Source organism: Salinisphaera sp. PC39 (assembly GCF_040361335.1).
Classification (GTDB): domain Bacteria; phylum Pseudomonadota; class Gammaproteobacteria; order Nevskiales; family Salinisphaeraceae; genus APNM01.
Window position 1 is genome coordinate 70,002 of record NZ_APNM01000007.1, and the last position, 20,375, is coordinate 90,376.

Here is a 20,375-nt window from a genome sequence, read left to right on the forward strand (position 1 = left end):
AATGAGAGCCTCGCTTTCACACGAGCAACTTCGTAGACGGTCGTGCGGTTACCTCCAGTGAAACGCCTTCGTGTGCCTCCAATGTCTGCAGCACACGCGTCAGGTTCGATAGCGTCGGGTTGCCACGAGCGCTGAACATGCGATGCAGGCTTTTTACAGCGATCCCGGTTTCGGCAGCAAGAGTCTCGAAGCCCAAGGTTGCATTGATATAGCTTCGTAAAATGGACCGGGCGCTGGCCGCTTGCCCCGCGAGCAGTTCTTCCGCTGCTTCGGATAGCATGGCGATCCGGTAAGCCGGGTCTGTCTGTGCACGTTCTCGTACCGTCTCCTGGAATGCCCGCGTCAGTACCATGTCATCAAGCCTCGCGCTTTCGTGATTTGTAATCCTGCCATCGAATCGAGTTTCTTGAACCAACGCCCGAACGGGGAACGGCCGGTGGTATCCAGATATTCCTGTACTTCCAGCACACTCCACCTTCGTCCTTGAAAGTAACGCTAACGTTACTATGCGCGAAAGTGATCCACTGTACACGGTGGCTGTGGTGGACGGCCGACCTCTTAAGATGCATGTACACTGGATCGTGGCGGATGGCTGCTTGGAGGAGGGATTCTCATGGCGCGCGATTTCGAGGAACTCAAACGCCGGTTACCGGAAGACGTGCGCGAGCGGGCTGAGCGTCGTACGCATGGGATGCTGAGTGAAATGCCGCGACGTGTGTCGCGTGATGTTGCTGCGGTGCAGGGCACCGGCGGGCACTCCCGGTGAACATGACGAACGCAAGGAGGCGTGATGGCTGATCTGTATCGGATGATGTTGGCTCTCTGGATAGTCTTCGCGTTGGCCGGCTGCGCGACCATGACCATCGAGGGCGACGGACAGAAGACCCCCGATTCACGGGCGGGCACGCATACCGTGCACGGCTCCTATTATGGTTTCGACTGGACTTCGCCGCCGGTGACGAAGTGTGACGGCGGACGCGGGCTCTATCGTGTCCGCTATCACACCAATGTGGCCTATGCCTTGGCTTCCATCGCTTCCCTGGGTTTGTACGTGCCGCAGACGGCGGAATGGTGGTGCGATGGGGGCGGCGGCTCGGATGATGGTGAGGATTTGTACGAGCCAGGACAGTAGAGGAAATCGCCTCTAATGTTTCCTTGCTGGATCCCGGATAAGGCGCTTTGCGCCTTTCAGGGATGACGGAAGGGGTGCGCTTCGGGGTGACGGACTTTGATTGATACGCCAGGGAGGGCGAGGCAATGTCTGAAATGCGTAATTTGGTCATCGGATGTGACGGCACCTGGAACGAGACCCAGATGCCGCCGGATACCAACGTCGCTAAGCTGCTGCGGGCATTGTCCGCCTCAGGACAGGTTCAGCATTACGAGGAAGGCGTCGGCACGGCGCACATGGAGGCCTTGCCTGGTGGTATCTATGGGCAGGGGCTGGATCGCCAGATTCTGGGGGCGTACCGCTTCCTGAGCAATCGCTTCTCGGACTCGGAGTGGCCGGCCGAGAGGAACAGGATATTCATCTTCGGTTTCAGCCGCGGTGCCTATGCGGCACGCCGACTGGCCGGCTTGGTTTCCAGGTGCGGGGTGCCGACCGAGGCGGATGATGTTGAGTTGGCGTGGCGGCTCTACCTCAACCGCGATAACGACAGCATGGGCGATCTGAAGGAGCGGGGCTTTCTCGTCGACGTGCCGGTGGCCGTGTTGGGTGTCTGGGATACGGTCAAGACCACGACCGACGAGGATTTCGACGATCACAAGCTGCCTGACTGCGTCGAGCATGGCTATCACGCCATGGCGATCGACGAGCGGCGCCGTTTCTTTCGGGTGCTTAGATGGAACAAGGACGATCGCGTACGACAGGTCTGGTTCGCGGGGGTGCATTCGGATATCGGCGGTGGGTATGAGGAAACCGGGCTGTCGGATATCGCGCTGAAATGGATGATCGACTGTGCGTACGGCCATGGCCTGAAGTTCAAGGCCAGTGCCGTAGAGCGGTTCGATCCCGATCCCTGCGGACCATTGCATGACTCCTACACCGGGATATGGAAGCCCTTCGGGGCCCGGCGACGCTCGATCGCGAAGTCGGCTCTGGTGCATAGCTCGGTTCGGGAGCGGTGCGAGCAAGCGCCGGATTATCGGCCCGCGAATCTGCCGGCGGAGGCGAATTACGTGGATGAGTGAATCGCACTGAAGTGCTGCCATGAGGAGTCACTTGGTTTCAACATCAGGCCGAGATTCCGATGAAAACCACGGCTAAGCATTTGCGTCTGCATACGAAGGAAGTATTGGCGGCTGCCGCGCGCGGCGAGGAAGTCGTCGTGACTTGGCGGGGCAAGCCGTGCGCACGAGTGGTCGGGCTGGAAAAGCAGCGAGTACGGAATGACTCGCGCAACCCTGCATTCGGCATGTGGCGGGATCGTGATATCGATGTGCAGGAGACCGTGGATCGTTTTCGAGAGGTACCTCGTCTTGTCGGTAAAGGGCGATGAAGTAGTTTCCGGAGTGCCGGGAACGCGCTGACGCGCTTATCCCGGCCTACTTTCTGCACGAAGGCTGGAGATTGCATAGCGCTGCGAATGGTTTCGCCGCTTTGTCGTAGAATGCGTTCATGAGCCGGGGGCCCTTCCTGTTCGTCGAGAGTTATCCGCAGGTGATCGCCGGCCAGCAGCGGACGTTGTTGGCCTTGCTCGATGCCGCCGGTGGGCTCGACAGGCGGTGCGTGACGGTGGTGCCGGGGGAGGGTCCGATGCCGGCGCGGTTGCGGGAGCTGGGGCACGAGGTCGTGGTTTGGCCGCAGCCCGCACTGCTGGATCGCTATGGCGGTGCGGTGTATCGGGACAGCGTGCTGACGCGCCTCAAGGTGCTTTGGCAGGTTTTCTCTTATGTCGTGCGCCTGTGGCGGGAGCTGGGTCGGCTGCGGCCGACGGCCATCTACTGCAACGACATGCGGGGGCTGTTGACCGTGGGGATTGCGGCCGGACTGCGGCGCATTCCGGTGATGACCTGGGACAAGCTGGACAAGCCGCACGGGCTGCTCGACTGGTTCCAGTTGCCCTTGGTGACACTGAACCTGGTCATATCCCGGGCCGTGACGGTCAAGTATCCGGCCTGGCAGCGGCGGCTGTTCCGGCGGCGTATCCGCGTGGTGCCCAACGGGGTCGATATCGAGGCTATAGATGGGGCTCAGGCGGCCGATCTCGGTTTGCCGGCTGACGATAACAAGGGGCTCCTGGTGGGCATGGTCGGCACCGTGACGCCCCGCAAGGGACAGGATCGCCTGCTGGCGGTGTGGCCGCGGTTGCTGGAGGTCTGTCCCGACGCCCGGTTAGTGCTGGTCGGGGCGCCCGAGTCGGATGAGGACCGGCAATGGGCCGAGGGGCTGCCAAACCGCGACCATCCGTCGGTCACCTGGCTTGGGCATCGTGACGATGTGCCCGCCGTCATGCATGCGCTGGATTTGTTGGTCGTGCCGTCGCGGCACGAGGGCATGGGCCGCGTCTGCGCCGAGGCCATGGCGGCGGGTACCACCGTGTTGGGAGCGCGCACCGGCGGCATTCCGGAAGTGGTGGCCGAGAATGAGACGGGCTTGCTGTTCGAGCCCGAGGATGCCGAGGATCTCTCGGCGAAGCTGCAGCGCTTGTGTATTGATGCCGGGCTGCGTCGGCGCTTGGGTGATGCCGGGCGGCTTCGGGCGAAAGAGCATTTCGACCAGCGCAAGCAGCACCGGATGGTGTTGGCGTTGCTTCGGGACATTTAGGAAATCCCCCTCGGTCCCCCTTCGGGGAAGGGGAGGTTCGCATCGATTGGGAATGGGATGGATTCTTCGGTACGGCGGATCGCGCTGATCGGTAACCAAGCCTTTGCGGCGATCAATTTCCGCGGGCCGTTGATCCGGGATCTGGTGGCGGCGGGGCATCGGGTCTATGCCTTCGCGCCGGATTTCGACGAGGCGACACGCGCCGGTGTCCGAGAGCTGGGGGCGGAGCCGGTGGCTTATCCCCTGCAGCGGGTCGGCCTGAATCCCGTGGCCGACCTGCGGTCGATGTTCGCGCTCTGGCGCCTGCTGCGGCGTCTGCGTATCGACGTCGCCCTGTGCTATTTCATCAAGCCCGTGATCTACGGCACGCTCGCGGCCTGGCTGGCGCGCGTGCCGCGGCGTGTGGCTCTGATCGAGGGGGCGGGGTATGTGTTCGCCTCCGAGGCCGACGGCAGTCTCAAGCGGCGGCTCCTGCGCATGGCGGTCACAGGCTTGTACCGTTTCGCGTTGCGCCGGGCCCAGCATGTCCTAGTGCTTAACAGCGACGACCGCGAGCTGTTCGTGAGTCGGCGCATGGTGGCGCCCGAGCGGATCGACATGCTGCCCGGCATCGGGATCGACCTCGACCGCTATGCGGCGACGGAGCCCGTCGTCGAACCGATGACCTTCGTGCTTGCCGCGCGCTTGATCGCGGAGAAGGGCGTGCGTGTTTACGCGCGGGCTGCTCGGGTCATCAAGGAACAATATCCCGAGGTCCGATTCCTGCTCCTGGGCCAGCCGGATGACAACCCGGATTCGTTGGACCGCTCGGAGGTCGAGGGCTGGGTCGCGGACGGGATCCTGGAATGGCCCGGACAGGTCGCGGACGTGCGGCCTTATCTGGCCGGTTCCAGTGTCTTCGTGTTGCCGACCTACTACCGGGAAGGTTTGCCTCGCAGCATTCTCGAGGCCATGGCGATGGCCCGTCCGGTGATCACCACCGACAACCCGGGTTGCCGCGATGCCATCGTCGACGGCGAGTGCGGATACCTGGTGCCGGTCAGGGATGCCGACAGCCTGGCGGAGGCCATGCGGCGTTTTATCGAGCGTCCGGCGCTGGTCGGCGAGTTCGGACGTGCCGGGCGACAGCGGGCGGAGACCCTGTATGATGTGCGCTCGGTCAACCGGCAATTGATCTCCACCATGCTAGCGGTAACGGCCTGATCCCTATGCGCTTTTTGAAATGGAATCTGAGGGTACTCGTGTTCGCCGCGAGCCTGGGCCTGGGTATCGGTCAAGCGGGTGCGATGACGCTCGCGATGCCGGGCGATACCGGGTTGCGGCACGACATCCAGTTGCTTGCGGATGCCGGCCTCCTGCGCGGCCCGGTGACGACGTGGCCGTTGCCTTGGCCGCAGATCGCGGCCGACCTCGCGGGTGTCGATAGCGACGCCGACAGGGCACCCGATGTCGCGGCGGCCCTGGCGCGTGTGCGGTGGCAGTTGCGGATGCGTAAACGTACGACCGAGGCACGTAGTGGCGTCTACGTGCGTGGCGGCACCGAGCCGCAGTTCCTGCGGGGGTTCAAGGATACGCCGCGCGCCGAAGTGGAGGGCGGTCTTTACACGGAGTTCATCAGCCATGGCGTGGCGGGCCGGGTGGAGCTATCCTATGCCCACGACCCCGACGACGACAAGGAAGTGCGGCCGGACGGCACCTGGCTTGGTGCCGTGATCGGTAACTGGATGATTGCCGGTGGTTGGTTGGATCGCTACTGGGGGCCTGCCTGGCAGAGCGGTCTGATAATGTCGAACAATCCCCGGCCGCGGCCCGGCATCACGTTCCAGCGCGTAACCAGCGAGCCGTTCGAGTCCGGCTGGTTGAGCTGGATGGGCCCCTGGTCCCTGACGACCTTCCTGGAAAAGCTTGAAACCGACCGCGCGGTGCCGGACGCGCTGCTATGGGGATTCCGTTTCAGCTTCCGGCCGCTGGAGAGCCTGGAGATCGGGTTGAGCCGCTCCGCGCAGTTCGGTGGCGATGGCAACGATGTCGATTTAGGCACCATTGCGGATGTGCTTACCGGGCAATCCAATCCTACTAACCCCTCTCTGGGCAGTGGCGAAGACATCAACCAGCTAGGCGGTATTGATGCCCGCTGGCGTTTGCCCTGGTGGAACGCGGCTGTCTATGGCGAGCTGACCGGCGAGGACGAGAAGGGCGGTCGCCCCTTCAAGATGATGGGTCAGGCGGGGCTGGAATTATGGGGTGCCATCGGCGATTCGGGCATGGGCTGGCGCCTCGTCTACGAACGCATCGATACCAAGGCGGATGTCCTGGGTGAGGGAGATTTCGGGATTGCCTACAACAATACTGTCTTCCGCAGCGGGTATCGCTACCGAGGCCGGTCCATCGGTCACGCGGCCGATGGCGATGCCTCGCTCAATTCGATCACCGGCATCCTGCGGCTTTCCGGTGCCCATACCCTGCGCGCGAGTCTCAACGAGGGGGAGTTGAATCGTGGCGATTCGAGTTTTAATGCCCTGACTGGTCCGGGCCGCGAGGATCTGTCCAGTATCGATCTGGGCTATGCCGGACAATTCGGCTTCGGCCGCATTGAGCTGGGCGTTGGCTATACTCGGCGCGATCCCGCCACCGACGACAACGAATCCGATACGCATGCCTGGTTGGGCTTGAGCCGCGAGTTTCGCTGACATCGGCCGCCACCCAGATAGTTCGATCTTTCGGGTATCATATTCCGGTCACGGAAACTGGCGTATCCTTGCGTAGCCGGCATATCTCTTGCAGGTTGCTTAGTGCTAGCGCACGATCAGGAAGAGCGCGCCGTTGATGACATCGTATCCGGGATTGACAGGGGTGGGATTTATACGCTTATCCACTCTAGATGACGGCCCCCCAGATGGGGGCGGCCATCATTTTTTGTCTCGGATACGATCCCTGCAAGTCCCGGCATGTGCGCGAAAATGTCGCATGCGCACAGGGGATGGGCGCCATGTCGGGTCATGCCGGCAAGGTTTGGCGGACAGACGCTGGTGATGTATCGATGCCGGGGCGGTATAGCCTTTGGCACGAGGGGCCAACCGGACAGGCACAATGGAATTGATCGCAGTTTCCGTTCTCGCGTTCCTCACCGTTATTGCGTTGATTCAATTGCTGCGGCCACTTGCGCGCCGGTTCGGCCACGTCGATAGGCCGGGTGGACGCAAGCAACACCTGAAGGAAATCCCGCTTTGCGGCGGACTCGGCATCGTGCCGGTAGTGATGCTGTACGGCGGCCTATTTTCCGATTATCCGGGCATGCTTGGGCTTGGACTGGCGCTGGCATCCATTACCGTGTTGGGTGTTTTCGATGACCGCGTGCATGTCCCGGCGCCCCGTCGACTGGCTATCGAGATCGCGATCGTGGTCTTTTTCATGTGCTGGCTCGAGGGCGTGGCGTTGTATTCGCTGGGGCCGATCTTCGGCGGACACCAGCAGGTCGTTACTGGCGGTCTGGCCGTCGGCTTCACCGTGTTCGCCGTGGTCAGCCTGGTCAACGGCATCAACATGATCGACGGGCTCGACGGGCTCGCCGGGAGTTTCGCGGCGATGGTGTTCGCGATCCTCGCCGCCGGGGCCGTTGCAGACGGTTCGCCGGCCGCGCCGGTATTGCTGTTCCTGCTGGCGGGCACCGCCGCGTTCCTGGTGTTCAACCTGCGTACGCCGCTGCGCCATTCCGCCAGCGTGTTCCTCGGGGATGCCGGAAGCCTCGCTCTCGGCTTCGCCATGGTGTGGTTCGCGGTCGATCTCTCGCAAGGCGAGCAGCCGGTGTTCCGGCCGATCACCATGGTCTGGATTTTCGCGCTGCCGGTCTGGGATACCACCTATCTGGTCGCACGCCGCCTGATGCGCGGCGAGAGTCCCTTCAAGGCCGACCGCAGCCACTTCCATCACCTGCTGCTCGAGGCCGGCATGCCGCCCGGCATCGCCACGCTCACCTGGCTGGCGATGGCCGCGATACCCGCGGTCGTCGGTCTGTTGGCGGAGGCGCTGGGCGCGCCCGAAGTCGCCCTGGCAATCGGCTTCGTCCTGGCGTTCTTCGTCTTCGTCGCCTGTTCGACCTTCGCCTGGCGGAAGCTGGTGCCCCGGCGCGGGGATGCGGCCGAGGTCACCGGCTGAAGGCCGGTTCCTTTAAAGTCAGGAATAGGGGATCAGTAAATCCCCGCCTTTAGACGGTAATTTCTTGGTTCCTTCTCCCCTGTGGGGAGAAGGTCCCCTCACTCTAACCCTCTCCCGGAGGGGGGAGGAGGAAGTCGGCCGTATGGCCGAGCGATCCGGGACCCAGCGGAAACGTTCAACATCCTTTGCCGTCAATCGCACCGTTCGGATTGATCCACATCACTCCATGGGCCCCAGCTTTTGGCATGCTCGAGCCATGGTTCGGCAATAGACGAGGTACGCATGCGTTTCCCGTTTCGTGCCGCGGGTCTCTTGGGCGTCCTGCTGGTAGTCGGTCTGGGCTGCTCGGAGCGATCGGCCGTGCCGGAAGTGGACGAGGCGGCCTTGACGCAGGAAGCCGATCATATGATCGGTCGTTTCTCCACCGATCTGAAGGCCCGTCTGCAGGCTGGCATGAGGGAAGGCGGTCCTGTCGCCGCGATCGAGGTTTGTCATGTTGATGCCCCGCGGATCGCGTCGTCGGTGTCGGCGACAGGCGATTGGCAAGTGGCGCGCACCAGCCTCAAGGTGCGGAATCCGGATAACGAGCCGGATGCCTGGGAACGAGAAGTCCTGGCCGATTTCGAGGCCCGCCGTGCCGCGGGCGTGCCGGCCTCGGAACTGACGCGCTTCGAGGTCTTGGAGAATGCCGCCGGTAAGCCCGTGGCGCGCTACATGCGCGCGATCCCGACCCAGCCGCTATGCGTGTCCTGCCATGGTGCCGAGCTGGCGCCGGCGGTGGCGGACAAGCTGGACGAACTCTACCCGGAGGACAAGGCGCGCGGGTTCTCGGTCGGGGATATCCGGGGGGCGTTCACGTTGCGGAAGCCGCTTTAGGATCATACACAGTGAGTCCGTGAACTCTGCGCCTTGGAGCGGTAGGTTCCTGGTCCCTTCTCCCCGGCGGGGAGAAGGTCAGGATGAGGGGTTTTGGTAGGTTCATGCCCCTTATGCGGATGTATACTGACCCGCATGGACACTGGTAACGACAATCCGCTTGATCGAGTCGCGAGTTTTCTCGCCGAACAGCGGGACATCCGTCTGGGAATCGTATTCGGCTCCGTAGCTCGCCGACGGGCGACCGCCGAGAGCGATCTTGATGTGGCGGTACTAGCGGATCGTCCGTTGACTTCCGGCAGGCGCATGTCGCTCATGGAGGGGTTATCCATGGCGACAGGGAGGCCGGTCGATCTCGTGGATTTGCGATCCTCTGGTATCCCGGTCGTACGCAGCGCTTTGCTTGAAGGAAGGGTGGTGTTCAGTCGGGACGGTGCCAGTTATCCCGAGCAGGCCTATCGGATGCTCGTCGATAGCGCCGATTTCATGCCTTATCGAATCCGCTCGCTCAAGGAGCGTCGAGAAGCGTGGATCAAATAGTTCTCGCCGAAAAGCTGGAGGCGTTGCGCAAGTGCGTGCGTCGGCTTGAAGACAGGCGGGTTTCCTCTCCCGAGGCTTTGCGGGAAGACGTCGATCGCCAGGATATCCTTACTCTGAATCTCACGCGTGCGGTGCAACTATGCGTGGATATGGCGATGCATGTCCTGGCCGCAAGCGAGGAGCCGATTCCCGCGACCATGGGCAAGCCTTCGACGGCTTGGCAAAGCTCAAGGTAATCGACGAGGAACTCTGTACGCACCTGAAAGCGGCAGTGGGCTTTCGCAACGTGGCCGTTCATAACTATCAAAAGATTGATTGGGACATCGTTCACGCGATCACTTGGCAGCATTTGGACGATTTTCGCCGGTTCGCACAAGCGGTGAATTCTCAGATCACGGGTGTTTAGGCAGTGCCCCCTGCGGGGGGAAGGCCAGCCCCCTCTCCCTAGCCCTCTCCCCAAGGGGGAGAGGGGATTTTGGTTGTACGTTGTACAAATCTCCCCAAGGGGTAGAGGGGCTTTTGGTTGCACGGATCTGCCCAAGGGGAGAGGGGGCTGGTTGGACAGCCTCTGCCTCATGAGCAAAGGGCTGCTCGGTTGTATCGTCGTCCGGGCTGTCTCTCTCTCTCTATCTCACGTGTGGCCGGCAGACGAGAGGCGTTTCTCGGCGTCAGCTAAATGGGTCCGTGTAGTCATAACGTCACAAAGAAGTAAGAATTTACCTTTGCCGTTCGTAATCAGGTCGGTTAGCTTTCCCGCAACGAATTAGAAGGTGGGCCAGCGGAGGGCTGGGGCGAACGGAGGAGATATCCGTCGCGGGTGTGGCCGAGTTACCGGCTCGCTTGCATCGCTGATCGCCAGACCGGGTGCGACCGGAGAGCGTCGTTTCCTTGCCGCTTGCTTGATAGCCGCGTTCGCCCGACGGCCGCGGGTCCGCCTGCACAGAAACAAAAGCGTGTGGGGGGACTCCGTATGTCGACGAGCGGTCTTTGGCGCCTGGTTGTTGTTTCGTTCCTGTTGTCCGTTGTCGCGGCCTGCGGTGGCGGTGGCAGCGGTGGGGGTGACGACGGCGACGGGTCGCCGGACGCGGTCAGCGGGCGGCTGGTCGACAACCCGGTTTCCGGCGTGGCCTACGATTCGCAGGACGGCGCCGGGCTGACCGACCGCCAGGGCCGTTACCGGGCCGCCGGCGAGGTGGTCTTCCGGATCGGCGACATCGAGTTGGGTCGTGCGTCCGCGGCGGAGTATCTGACGCCCGCCGAGTTCTTCGATCTGTCCGGCAGTGACGACCCGCTGCAGACCCCCGCCGTCGTCAACGTCATCCGTCTGTTGCAGACGCTGGATGTCGACGGCGACGTGCGCAACGGCATTGCCGTGGACGAGGTGGCGCGCGACGCCGGCCTCGGCCGCAGCCTGGATTTCGACCAGCCGGTGGCGGATTTCGAGGCCGACGCCCGCGTGATCGCCTTCCTCTGCGAGGCCCTGCGGCTGCGGCCCGATGCGCCCGATTGCTCGCCGGCGCCGGCCACGGCCCCCCTGGTGCCGACGGATACCGCCCGTGGTCATTTCGCCGAAACCCTCGATCACATCGACGCGAGCGACGAGCCCAACCTGCTGCCCGACGCCGACGCGGGCGCCGACCGTGAGGCGACCGCCGGCGAGACCGTGGTGCTGGCGGGCTTCGGCGGCGACCCGGACGGCGAGGTCGCGGCCTACGAATGGGAGCAGGGCGATGCTGGTCCACGCGTGGGGCTCGACGATGCCGACACCGCGGAGGCCTCGTTCGTGGCGCCGCAGGTCGACGCCACCGTGCGCCTGACGTTCCGTCTTGCGGTGACCGATGACGACGGCGCGATCGCGACCGACGGCGTCACCGTGACCCTCTTCCCGGCCGGCGGCGACAACGCCGCGCCCACGGCCGGCGACCTGTCCCTGGTGACCGACGAGGATGACCCGGTCTCGGCCCGGCTCGACGGCGAGGACACCGACGGCGACGCGCTCACCTACACGATCCTCGATCGGCCCGGCAACGGCAGCGTCGAGCTGGCGGACGATGGCATCTTCACCTATACGCCCGCGGCCGGGTTCAGCGGCGAGGACGCCTTCACTTACCGCGCGGACGACGGCCGTGCCCAATCCAATGTCGCCACCGTCGACATCCTGGTTCGCGAGGGTGGCGGGCCATCCAACGAAACGCCCGTGGCCGACGCCGGCCCCGACCGGACCCTGGACGAGGGCACGCCGGTCACCCTGGACGGCCGCGACAGTTTCGACCCCGACGGCGAGATCGCCGGCTACGCGTGGGAGCAGACCGCCGGCGCGCCGGTGACCCTGGACGACCCGCAGGCACCGGCGCCGTCGTTCACCGCGCCCCAGGTCGACATGCCCCTCGCGACGCTGGTCTTCCGCCTGACCGTCACCGACGATGAGGGCGCCACCGGCACCGCCACGGTGCGGGTGTTCGTGCGCGACGTGCCGGTGGGCCGCATCCGCGTGGGCGCCGCCAAGCGCGACGCGACCCCGCAGCAGGCGCATATCGACGGCGTCGAGGAGCCGCGCATCGGCGGCGCGACCCACCTGCAGAAGTTCAACCTGGGCGGCTTCGGCATCGACCCCACCCAGAATCTGCCCGATCCGTTCGGCAGTATCGGCGAGTCGCTCACGCAGTCGGCCGAGGAACGGGTACACGTCAACGACGCCGGCGAGCCCGAGCGTACCTGGGTGCGGGTGATGCTCATGGATCGCCGCAACGAGGACGACAGCGTCACCCGTCTGGCGTTCGTGACGCTGGACGCGATCGGCGCCGGCAACGTGATCCAGGATGGCGTCAAGGCCGCGGTCGCCGGCGCCGTCGGCGTGCCCGAAACCAACGTGTTGTTCGGTCAGACCCACACCCACGCGGGTGCCGACCTGCAGGGCCTGTGGGGCGGCGTGCCGCAGGTCTGGATCGACGACCCGGCGGAGCGCGACGGCCTCTACCAGAAGGCGGCGGCGGCCGCCCGCGAGGCCGAGGCCCGCCTGCGGCCGGTGGACCTGGAGGTGCGGGCCGCCGAGCTGCCGGAATTCAATAACTACCGCCGGCCGCGACTGCGCGAGGACGCCGACGCCGACCACACCGCGACCCTGCTGCGGGCGCTGGACGGCGAGGGCGACGTGGTTGCCAGCATCCTCCAGTACAACGCGCACCCGACCAGCATCAACGAGGACCCGCGGGTACCGCATGCCGACTATGTGCTGGGCGCGCTCGATTATCTCGAGGAGCCGGCCAACGGCGGCGGCGTGGCGCTGTACTTCAATGGCCCCATCGCCGACGCGTCGCCGAGCGGTCCCACCGAGGGCGACGATCCGTACGAGCGCGTGCGCAGCCGCGGCGAGGGCATCGCCGCCGGCACCCTGTCGCGGGGCGAGCCGCGCCCGCTAGGCCAGACCCTGGTGGTGCGCCACCAGGAGGTGGTCCTGCCGGTGACCAACCCGCTGTTCCTGGCCGGCGGAGTGCTCGGCTCCTTCAACCGTTATTACGACTTCCGCTCGCTGCCGCTGGGCGAGATCCCCGGCCTGGGCGACGCCCTCGGCGACTCCCTCGCCAACCTGCCGCAGGTGACCGCCACCGCGACCACCACGGTCAGCCGCATAACCATCGGCGGCGCGGACGGCGGCGAGGGCCTGGAGATCGTCACCATCCCGGGCGAGACCACCAACAGCTTCGGCGAATACATCCAGCACCTGGCCGGTACCCAGACCATGCTGCTGGGGCTGACCCAGGACTCCTACGGCTACATCCTGCCGGAGGAGGAGTTCAGCTATCTCGACCTCACCGGCGACGCCGGCTTCCTGCTGCCGTTCACCAGCTACGAGGAATATGTCTCGCTGGGGCCGCTGACCGCGCCGCTGCTGCGGCTGCAGGGCTACCAGCCGCTGTTCGACGCCGCGCCCGGGGAGGGCCTGTCGCCGGCGCTGGCGGCCTGCGCCGGCGTGGACAACGGCGAGCAGTGCCTGCTGGGGGATTTGTTCGGCCGCCTCGACCGCATCCAGGGGTTCTACGGCGACGCCTGCCGCGAGAATCTGGACGCGGACAATCCCTTCTGCCTGATCGTGGACCCGCCGACGCCGGAGGAGGGCCTGGCCGCGCAGTGCGCCGAGGCCGGCCTGCCGGACGCGATCTGCGGCCTGATCGGCGTCCTCGAGGGGCTGGTGCCCGGCGACGGCGGCGAACCCGGCGATCCCAGCGACGAGGAACTCGCGGTGGAGACCGCGGGGGATGCCCTGCGCGGCTGCGATCCCATCGATCCGGCGCACTGCCTGTTCCCGTTCCCGAACGACCACTTCACGCGGGCCGACGAGGCCACCGCCACCGGCCTGCGGTTGGCGCTGAATCCGCTGGCGATGCCGCGCAATCTTCTCGGCAAGCCCATCGACCCCACCGAGTGGAACCGCAACGACGGTTTCTCGCCGGGGCCGATGATCCTGGCCTATGCGCCGGGCGTGGACCTGGCGCGGAGCGGGGCGGTGCCGCTGACCGACCTGAACCGCTACACCGATCCCGACCAGCCGGTGCTGCTGATCGACGCCGAGACCGGCGAGCGCCAGCCCGTGTGGGCCGAGATCGACGTCAACGCCGGCCAACTGATCCCGGCCGAGGGTATCGACAAGGCCGGCGAGGCCAAGCCCGCCCTGATCGTGCGGCCGGCCCGCAACCTGACCCCGGGTCGCCGCTACATCGTGGCCCTGCGGCATCTGCGCGACGCCGCGGGCGAGTCCCTGGCCGCGCCGGCCGCGTTCCGGGTCTGCCGCGACGGCGTCGACACCGGCGTGCCGGTGGTCGCCGACCGCTGCGCCAGCCTGGAGGACGACGTGTTCGCGCCGCTGGCGGATCATGGCGTGGCCCGCGACGATCTCTACCTGGCCTGGGACTTCACCGTGGCCAGCGACCGCAGTCTCACCGGCCGCCTGCTGCACATGCGCGACGACGCCTTCGCGGCGCTGGGCGAGCGGGGCGACCCGGGCGATCCCGACTACGAGATGGGCGCGGCCCCGACCGTCACCGTGGACGAGGTCATCAACAACCCGGACGAGAAGATCGCCCGGCGCGTGGTCGGCCGGATCACGATGCCCAGCTACCTGGCGCCGTCCGACGCCGCGCTGCTGAACCAGCCGGCGCTGACCGACCTGGTGTCGCAGGTCGGCGAGCAGTTCCCGGATGAGCTCGAGCTGATCGGCGAGGGGCTGGACATCGCCACCATCCTGAGCGTGCCGCCCAATCGTCTGTACTACTCGCCGTTCGACGGCAGCGCGGGCGGCATCGGCTACGGCGACGGCCTGCCGGACCGCCTGTATCCGGGCGCGACCCAGGACGCCGAGTTCATCTGCAGCATCCCCAAGGCGGCGGTGGGCGATTTCGCCTCCGCCACCGCGGCGGACGTGACGCCGGCGCGGCCGTCGCTGTACGGCCACGGCCTGCTCGGCAGCCACACCGAGGTACGGGCCGGCAACGTCGAGGCCATGGGCAACGAGCACAACATGATGTTCTGCGCCATCGACTGGTTCGGCTTCGCCACCGGCGACGTGCCCAACGTGCTGCTGTCGCTGCTGGACCTGTCGCTGTTCCCGGTGATCCCGGATGCCTCGCAGCAGGGCATGCTCAACCAGCTATTCCTGGCGCGGGCGCTGCGGCATCCCGAGGGTCTCGCCGCGAATCCCGCCTTCCAGGTGGACGGCCGCCCGGTGTTCGACAATCGCGAGGTCTTCTACGACGGCAACAGCCAGGGCGGCATCCTCGGCGGCCCGGTCGTGGCGTTGTCCAAGGACATCGACCGCGGCGTGCTGGGCGTGCCGGGCATGAACTATTCGCTGCTGCTGCGGCGCAGCGTGGACTTCGACACCTACGCCATCCCGCTGTACCTGTCCTACCAGGGCGACCTGGACCGCAACCTCGGGTTCTCGCTGATCCAGATGCTCTGGGACCGGTCCGAGAACAACGGTTATGTCCACCGTCTGAACCGCAATCCGTTCCCGGGCACCGGCGAGAATCGCGTGCTGCTGCATCCGGCCTACGGCGACCACCAGGTCACCATGTGGAGCGCGGACATCATGGCCCGGTCCATGGACGCGCCCATCGACCGCAGCCGCGTGCCCGACGCGCGCCACCCGGCGGGCGAGAACGCCTTCTCGCTGCTGGACGAGGTGGATTACGGCGCCGACGGTCGCGCCGACGGCTCCGCCATCGTGTATTGGGACGCCGGGCCCGAAGCGACCCCGCCGCCGCCGGTGACCAACACCCCGCCGCGCGCCGGCGAGGATCCGCACAGCTACCCGCGGGACCAGGTCCCGGCGCGCTGCCAGAAGTCGCATTTCCTGCATCCCGAGGGCGCGGTCGTGGACGTGACCGGCGTGACCGCGGCCGCCGATTGCCCGGCGCTGCCCGCGATCGAGCCGCCGCCGACACCCGAGCCGCCGGACGACGACATGCCGGCGGAACTGGGCAGTTGCACCCCGGACCCGATGGCCGAGGGCTGCGTGCTGAACTCGATCGCCGACCTGCTGCAGGCGGACACCGTCGCCGGCCTGGTCGAGGGTCTGGCCGCCTGCGCCGAGGCAGGCGAGGGCGCGCCCGAGTGCGTCGCCGCCGAACTGCGGGAGGCGGTGGACATCGCCGCCTGCTCGCCCAAGCTGACCGCGCCGGACTGCCCGGTGGGCAATATCGTCGGCGACGTGCTGGCGGTGCTGGACGACCTGGCGCTGCCCGTGGCCAGCGACGAGATCGAGCCGACGCCGGCCCGGGGCGAGTCCCGCGCGGGCAACAGCTACGCCATCTATCTGCCCTCGGAGAGCGGCGAGATCATCGCCTTCCAGGTGTTCGAGCCGGCCGAACTGGCCGGCGGCGAGCGCTATCCGCTGGTGCTGCACGGCCACGGTTTCGGCGGCAGCCGCATGACCGAGGCCTCGGGCACGGTGGCGCGGTTGCTGGAGGCCGGCTACGGCGTGATCAGCGTGGATCAGCGGGGCTTCGGCGAGTCCTCGGGCACGGTGCGGGTCATGGACCCGGACTACGAGGGCCGCGACCTGGTGCAAATCCTGGACTGGGCCGAGGCCCACCTGGACTGGCTGGCCTACGAGGCCGACAACCTGGTGCTGGGCGCCATCGGCGGCAGCTACGGCGGCGGTTACCAGCTCCTTCTGCAAGGCGCCGATCCCGAGAACCGCCTGGACGCCATGGTCCCGGACATCACCTGGAACGACCTGCGCTATAGCCTCAATCCGGGCGGCGTGGTCAAGTCCGGCTGGGCGCTGGTCCTGGTGGCCGGCGGCGAGGCCGGGGCGCAGCTTCAGCTCGACCCCTTCATCAAGGAGACATTGCTGCAGGGCATCCTGACCAATCGCTTCCCCGAGGATTCCCTGGCCTGGTTCAACTACCACAGCCTGGATTACTTCTGCCGGGTGCCGGGCGACGCGGATCAGGGCGTCTATCCGGCGTTGCCGCCGTATCCGGGCGCCACGGCGCCGCGGCGGCCGCTGCCGGACGTGGACGTGCTGCTCACCCAGGGCATGCGCGACACCCTGTTCAACTTCAACGAGGCCTACCGCAATTTCTCCTGCCTGGAACGCGAGACCGCCGGCGACGTGCGCCTGATGACCCACGAGTCCGGGCACATCCTGCCGCTGTCGGCCGATACCGTGCCGGGCCTGTCCGAACTGGATAGCCAGGTCCTGGCCGAGATCGGTCTCAACCTGCCCGCGTTCCAGGAGGCGGGCGGCAGCCGTGCCTGCGGCGCCCTGGACCTGGGCGACGCGACCCTGGCCTGGTTCAAGGAGAAGCTGAAGGGCGTCGACGGCGCCGCGGCCGCGCTCGGCGGGCCGGACGAGACCTGTCTGTCCCTGGCCGAGGGCGACGCCGTGCGCGTGGACGAGGTGCCGGTGGGCGGCACCGAGGTCGATGTGCCCCCCACCCGCAACGTGCCCGTGGGCGTGGCCGGCGCCGCCGGCAGCGTGTATCCGCCGCGCGCGGTGGAACTGGGCATGGTGGGGCCGGGCGGCGATGTGCTCGCCGGCATCCCGCGGGCGCAACTGACCGTGACCTATTCGGGCGGGGTCGGCGACGCCGATGCCATCCTGTTCGCGGGTATCGGCGTGCGCGGTCAGGACGAGGCCGAATGGCGCCTGGTCGACGACCAGATCATGCCGCTGCGCGGTCTGGGCGACCACGATGTGTCCCTGGTCGGCGTGGGCGAGCGCCTGCACGAGGGCGACCGCGTGGCGCTGCTGCTCTACGGCTACCACCTGCAGTACCTGGAGAGCGCCTCGCGCGATCCGCGCCTGCTGTCGGTGGATGTCGAGGGGCGGGTGTCGCTGCCGCTGCTGGACGGCAACCTGCTGCCGATGCCGACGAGCCTGCCGACCAACGGCGGCGGGCTCCTGGGACTGGTCACCGATACCCTGGGTGATCTCGGCGAGACCGTGGGCGTGATCGGCGGCCTGTTGGGCGTCATCGAGGACCCCGAGGCCCTGCCGGACGAGGTCCTGGCGGCGCTTGAGGCACTGCCGGTGGAGCTCGGCGACACGGCTCTGGGCCTGTTCCGGTCGCTGGTCGGCTTCGCCGGCCTCGACGGCGACGGCCCACTGGGCGCGGCACTGTTCGACACCTATGCCAACGTGGCCGGCCTGCTGGACACGATCGCCAGCGATCCGACACAGTTCCCGCCCGATCTGGCGGCGACCGTCGGCGAACTGGTGGACGACAGCGGGAATATCGTGGGGCTCGGCGAGGACGCGGTGGCCCGCGAGGTCGAGCCGGTGGTGCTCACCGGCGCCCGCATACCGGCCTGGTCCGCGCCGGCCGCGTTCGGTTACCCGGACAATCCGTTGCCGGCGCCGCTCGCCGAGGACGTGCGCGACGCCCACGACGGCACCCTGATCGCCCCCGAGAGTCCGATCCGGCCCGAGGGCGTGCCGGTGGACGAGGTCGCCGCCTATCGTTGGGCGGACGGCGCCTGGGTCGAAATCCCGGTGCAGGTGGACGAGCGTTTCCCGTATTTCCTTTCCAACGACAACTCGGACTTCGGCGTCTACTCGGGCACCGACACCGAGCTGACCTACGCCTGGGACGAGGAGAGCTGGAAGAAGACCGACACCCGCGTGGTGACGCTGCCGGACGGTCGCGTGCGCTACGAGACCGCCTATCCGCCGGGCGAGGGGGCGACCCCGGATCCGGTGCCCGGGTTGGACGACGACGACGAGATCGTGTTCATGGCCTCGGACGCCGGCGGCCTGGCGCCCTCGGGCGAGCGACCCGCGGGCGAGCGACCCGCGGGCGTCGAGGGCGAGGGCCGGTTGGTCACGCTGGTGGATCCGCTGGACCCGGACGAGCTGCGCCATGTCTACCTGTTCCGGCGGCCCGGGGGATCGTCGTTCACGGCCGAGAACGGCTATGTACGCTACGACCGCCACGAGGACGCCGACGAGTGGATCGACCGGCACTTCTTCCGGGCGGACGATCCCGAGAAGCTGGGTTCCAGCAACACCGGCTACGGCGCCAACCTGGCGGGACCGGTGCGGCCGCCCGAGGACGGTTACTTCGACTACCAGCGGGCCGGCTGCGATCCGGACGCGGTCGAGTGCCTGTCCGAGGACCGCTTCCCGCGCGACGGGCTGACCGTGACCACGGACCGCTACCGCTGGGAGGCCAGCGGCCGCTGGATGGTGCGCGATATCCGCATCGCCAAGCCCGGGCAGCCGGGCGTGTACGGGCCCGACCTGATCGACCGCTGGAAGGGCCGCGCCTTCCAGCAGACGCCGGACTCGGACATCTCCCTGGTCGGCTTCGAGGACGAACAGGTCAACTGGGAGGCCAACGCCTCGCTGCTGGGCGAGCGCTGCGGCCCGGTGCGCTGCATCCGCGAGACCTGGGGCGCCGATTCCGGTACCAACGTCACCAAGACCGAGACCTTCTACCGCGACGCGATCGCCTACCGTTATCGCGTGCGGGTGCATCCGATCCCGCCGGACGGTCTCTACACCAACTGGGATTACAACCGCGGCGTGGCGGCGCGCTACTACAACGCCCTGCGCCCGGACGGCGTGGCCATCGACGGCCGCCCGGACGATGTGCTCCAGATCGACGAGATCGGCCTGCCGGGCTGCAACGCCATCCTGGAGACGCTGGACGCGCTCAGCGGCTTCGAGCTGCCGGATTACGGCGAGGAGGATATCTCGGGCTGCGCCACCTTCTTCGACTTCCCGGACCCGACCTTCAACCTGCCGCTGGGCTACTACACGTGGGAGCAGGTCTCGGGCAGGGACGACGCCGGCTCGCTGGTGTACCTGTTCGAGCTCAAGGGGCCGACCACGGTCGTCAATCCGCTGATCGTGCCGTACTACCGGGACGATGCCTGCTTCGACGACGGCACCGGCGACGACCCCGTGCCGCGCCCATGGCCCGGCGAGGCCTCCGACGACCCGCGGGTGGCCGCGGGCTACGAGGCCCTGGCCGGCCGCCCGATCGACACCGGCCCGGACGCGCCCTTCGAGGACTGCATCGAGCGCCAGGGCGCGCATGCCTCGCACGGCGTGCACATCCTGGTGCTGGCCGAGTCCGACAACCTGTTCACGGGCATGCCGGTGGACGAGATCGACGGCCAGCAGTGGCAGTTCATGGTGCCCACCGAGCGGCCTGATAACATCGGCGAGCCCTACGCGAACACCGTGCGGGTGCCGCTGCAGCCGGTGGTGACGCCGTTGGTGCCATAGCGGGGAAGCGCCGGCGCCGCCCTCCAGGGAGGGGAGGGCGGCCACCCATTGAACCATGTCCCATGAATGGGAAGACGGCTACGCATCGCTCCCTCTCCCATGAACGGGAGAGCAGCCACGCATGACGCCCTCTACCATGAATGGGAGAGCATCTACGCAATACCCCTCTCCCATGAATGGGAGAGGGCCGGGGTGAGGGTTGAACGATCCCGCCCCGGCGCCGAACCGCCGCGCACCCCTCAACCAGACCTTCTCCCCTCGAGGGGAGAAGGCTCGACTCTTGCCGAATCGCCTCGA

The 20,375-nt window shown here is 66.7% G+C and carries 12 protein-coding genes and 1 pseudogene; 12 read left to right on the forward strand and 1 reads right to left on the reverse strand.

The genetic code is table 11. The features are described 5' to 3' along the window. Positions 1-16 precede the first annotated feature (16 nt). On the reverse strand, positions 17-352 hold the full coding sequence (locus PC39_RS08485) for a helix-turn-helix domain-containing transcriptional regulator (RefSeq protein WP_353252949.1): 336 nt from the start codon (positions 350-352) through the stop codon (positions 17-19). Between the two features lie 261 nt (positions 353-613). Between PC39_RS08485 and PC39_RS08490 the strand changes: the two genes are divergently transcribed. From PC39_RS08490 to PC39_RS08545, 12 genes and pseudogenes are all read left to right on the forward strand, one after another. After that, positions 614-766, forward strand: a complete 153-nt coding sequence (locus tag PC39_RS08490) for a hypothetical protein (RefSeq protein ID WP_353252950.1) — start codon at positions 614-616, stop codon at positions 764-766. A 24-nt stretch (positions 767-790) separates the two neighbouring features. Continuing rightward, the gene (locus PC39_RS08495) at positions 791-1,132 is read left to right on the forward strand and encodes a hypothetical protein (protein WP_353252951.1); all 342 of its coding nucleotides are present in this window, start codon (positions 791-793) and stop codon (positions 1,130-1,132) included. Positions 1,133-1,257: 125 nt separating this feature from the next. Then, complete coding sequence (locus tag PC39_RS08500) at positions 1,258-2,193, forward strand: T6SS phospholipase effector Tle1-like catalytic domain-containing protein (RefSeq protein WP_353252952.1); 936 nt, start codon at positions 1,258-1,260, stop codon at positions 2,191-2,193. Positions 2,194-2,252: 59 nt separating this feature from the next. Beyond that, complete coding sequence (locus tag PC39_RS08505; RefSeq protein WP_353252953.1) at positions 2,253-2,501, forward strand: type II toxin-antitoxin system Phd/YefM family antitoxin; 249 nt, start codon at positions 2,253-2,255, stop codon at positions 2,499-2,501. Positions 2,502-2,620: 119 nt separating this feature from the next. Then, positions 2,621-3,769 carry a glycosyltransferase family 4 protein gene (locus PC39_RS08510; protein ID WP_353252954.1) on the forward strand — a complete coding sequence of 383 codons (1,149 nt, stop codon included), beginning with the start codon at positions 2,621-2,623 and terminating at the stop codon, positions 3,767-3,769. Positions 3,770-3,826: 57 nt separating this feature from the next. Further along, on the forward strand, positions 3,827-4,972 hold the full coding sequence (locus PC39_RS08515; RefSeq protein WP_353252955.1) for a glycosyltransferase family 4 protein: 1,146 nt from the start codon (positions 3,827-3,829) through the stop codon (positions 4,970-4,972). Between the two features lie 5 nt (positions 4,973-4,977). Then, the gene (locus tag PC39_RS08520; protein WP_353252956.1) at positions 4,978-6,459 is read left to right on the forward strand and encodes a capsule assembly Wzi family protein; all 1,482 of its coding nucleotides are present in this window, start codon (positions 4,978-4,980) and stop codon (positions 6,457-6,459) included. 400 nt (positions 6,460-6,859) lie between these two features. Then, entirely contained in the window at positions 6,860-7,924 is a 1,065-nt protein-coding gene (locus PC39_RS08525; RefSeq protein WP_353252957.1) for an undecaprenyl/decaprenyl-phosphate alpha-N-acetylglucosaminyl 1-phosphate transferase, read from the forward strand. A 282-nt stretch (positions 7,925-8,206) separates the two neighbouring features. Next, a complete protein-coding gene (locus tag PC39_RS08530) occupies positions 8,207-8,800 on the forward strand; it encodes a Tll0287-like domain-containing protein (RefSeq protein WP_353252958.1) in 594 nt (197 codons plus the stop codon). A gap of 135 nt (positions 8,801-8,935) precedes the next feature. Further along, the gene (mntA, locus tag PC39_RS08535) at positions 8,936-9,340 is read left to right on the forward strand and encodes a type VII toxin-antitoxin system MntA family adenylyltransferase antitoxin (RefSeq protein WP_353252959.1); all 405 of its coding nucleotides are present in this window, start codon (positions 8,936-8,938) and stop codon (positions 9,338-9,340) included. Continuing rightward, positions 9,328-9,746 (forward strand): annotated as a pseudogene (gene hepT, locus PC39_RS08540) (type VII toxin-antitoxin system HepT family RNase toxin). Before mntA ends, hepT begins: the two are co-directional and overlap by 13 nt. Positions 9,747-10,310: 564 nt before the next feature. After that, entirely contained in the window at positions 10,311-20,078 is a 9,768-nt protein-coding gene (locus PC39_RS08545) for a PKD domain-containing protein (RefSeq protein WP_353252960.1), read from the forward strand. Positions 20,079-20,375 lie beyond the last annotated feature (297 nt).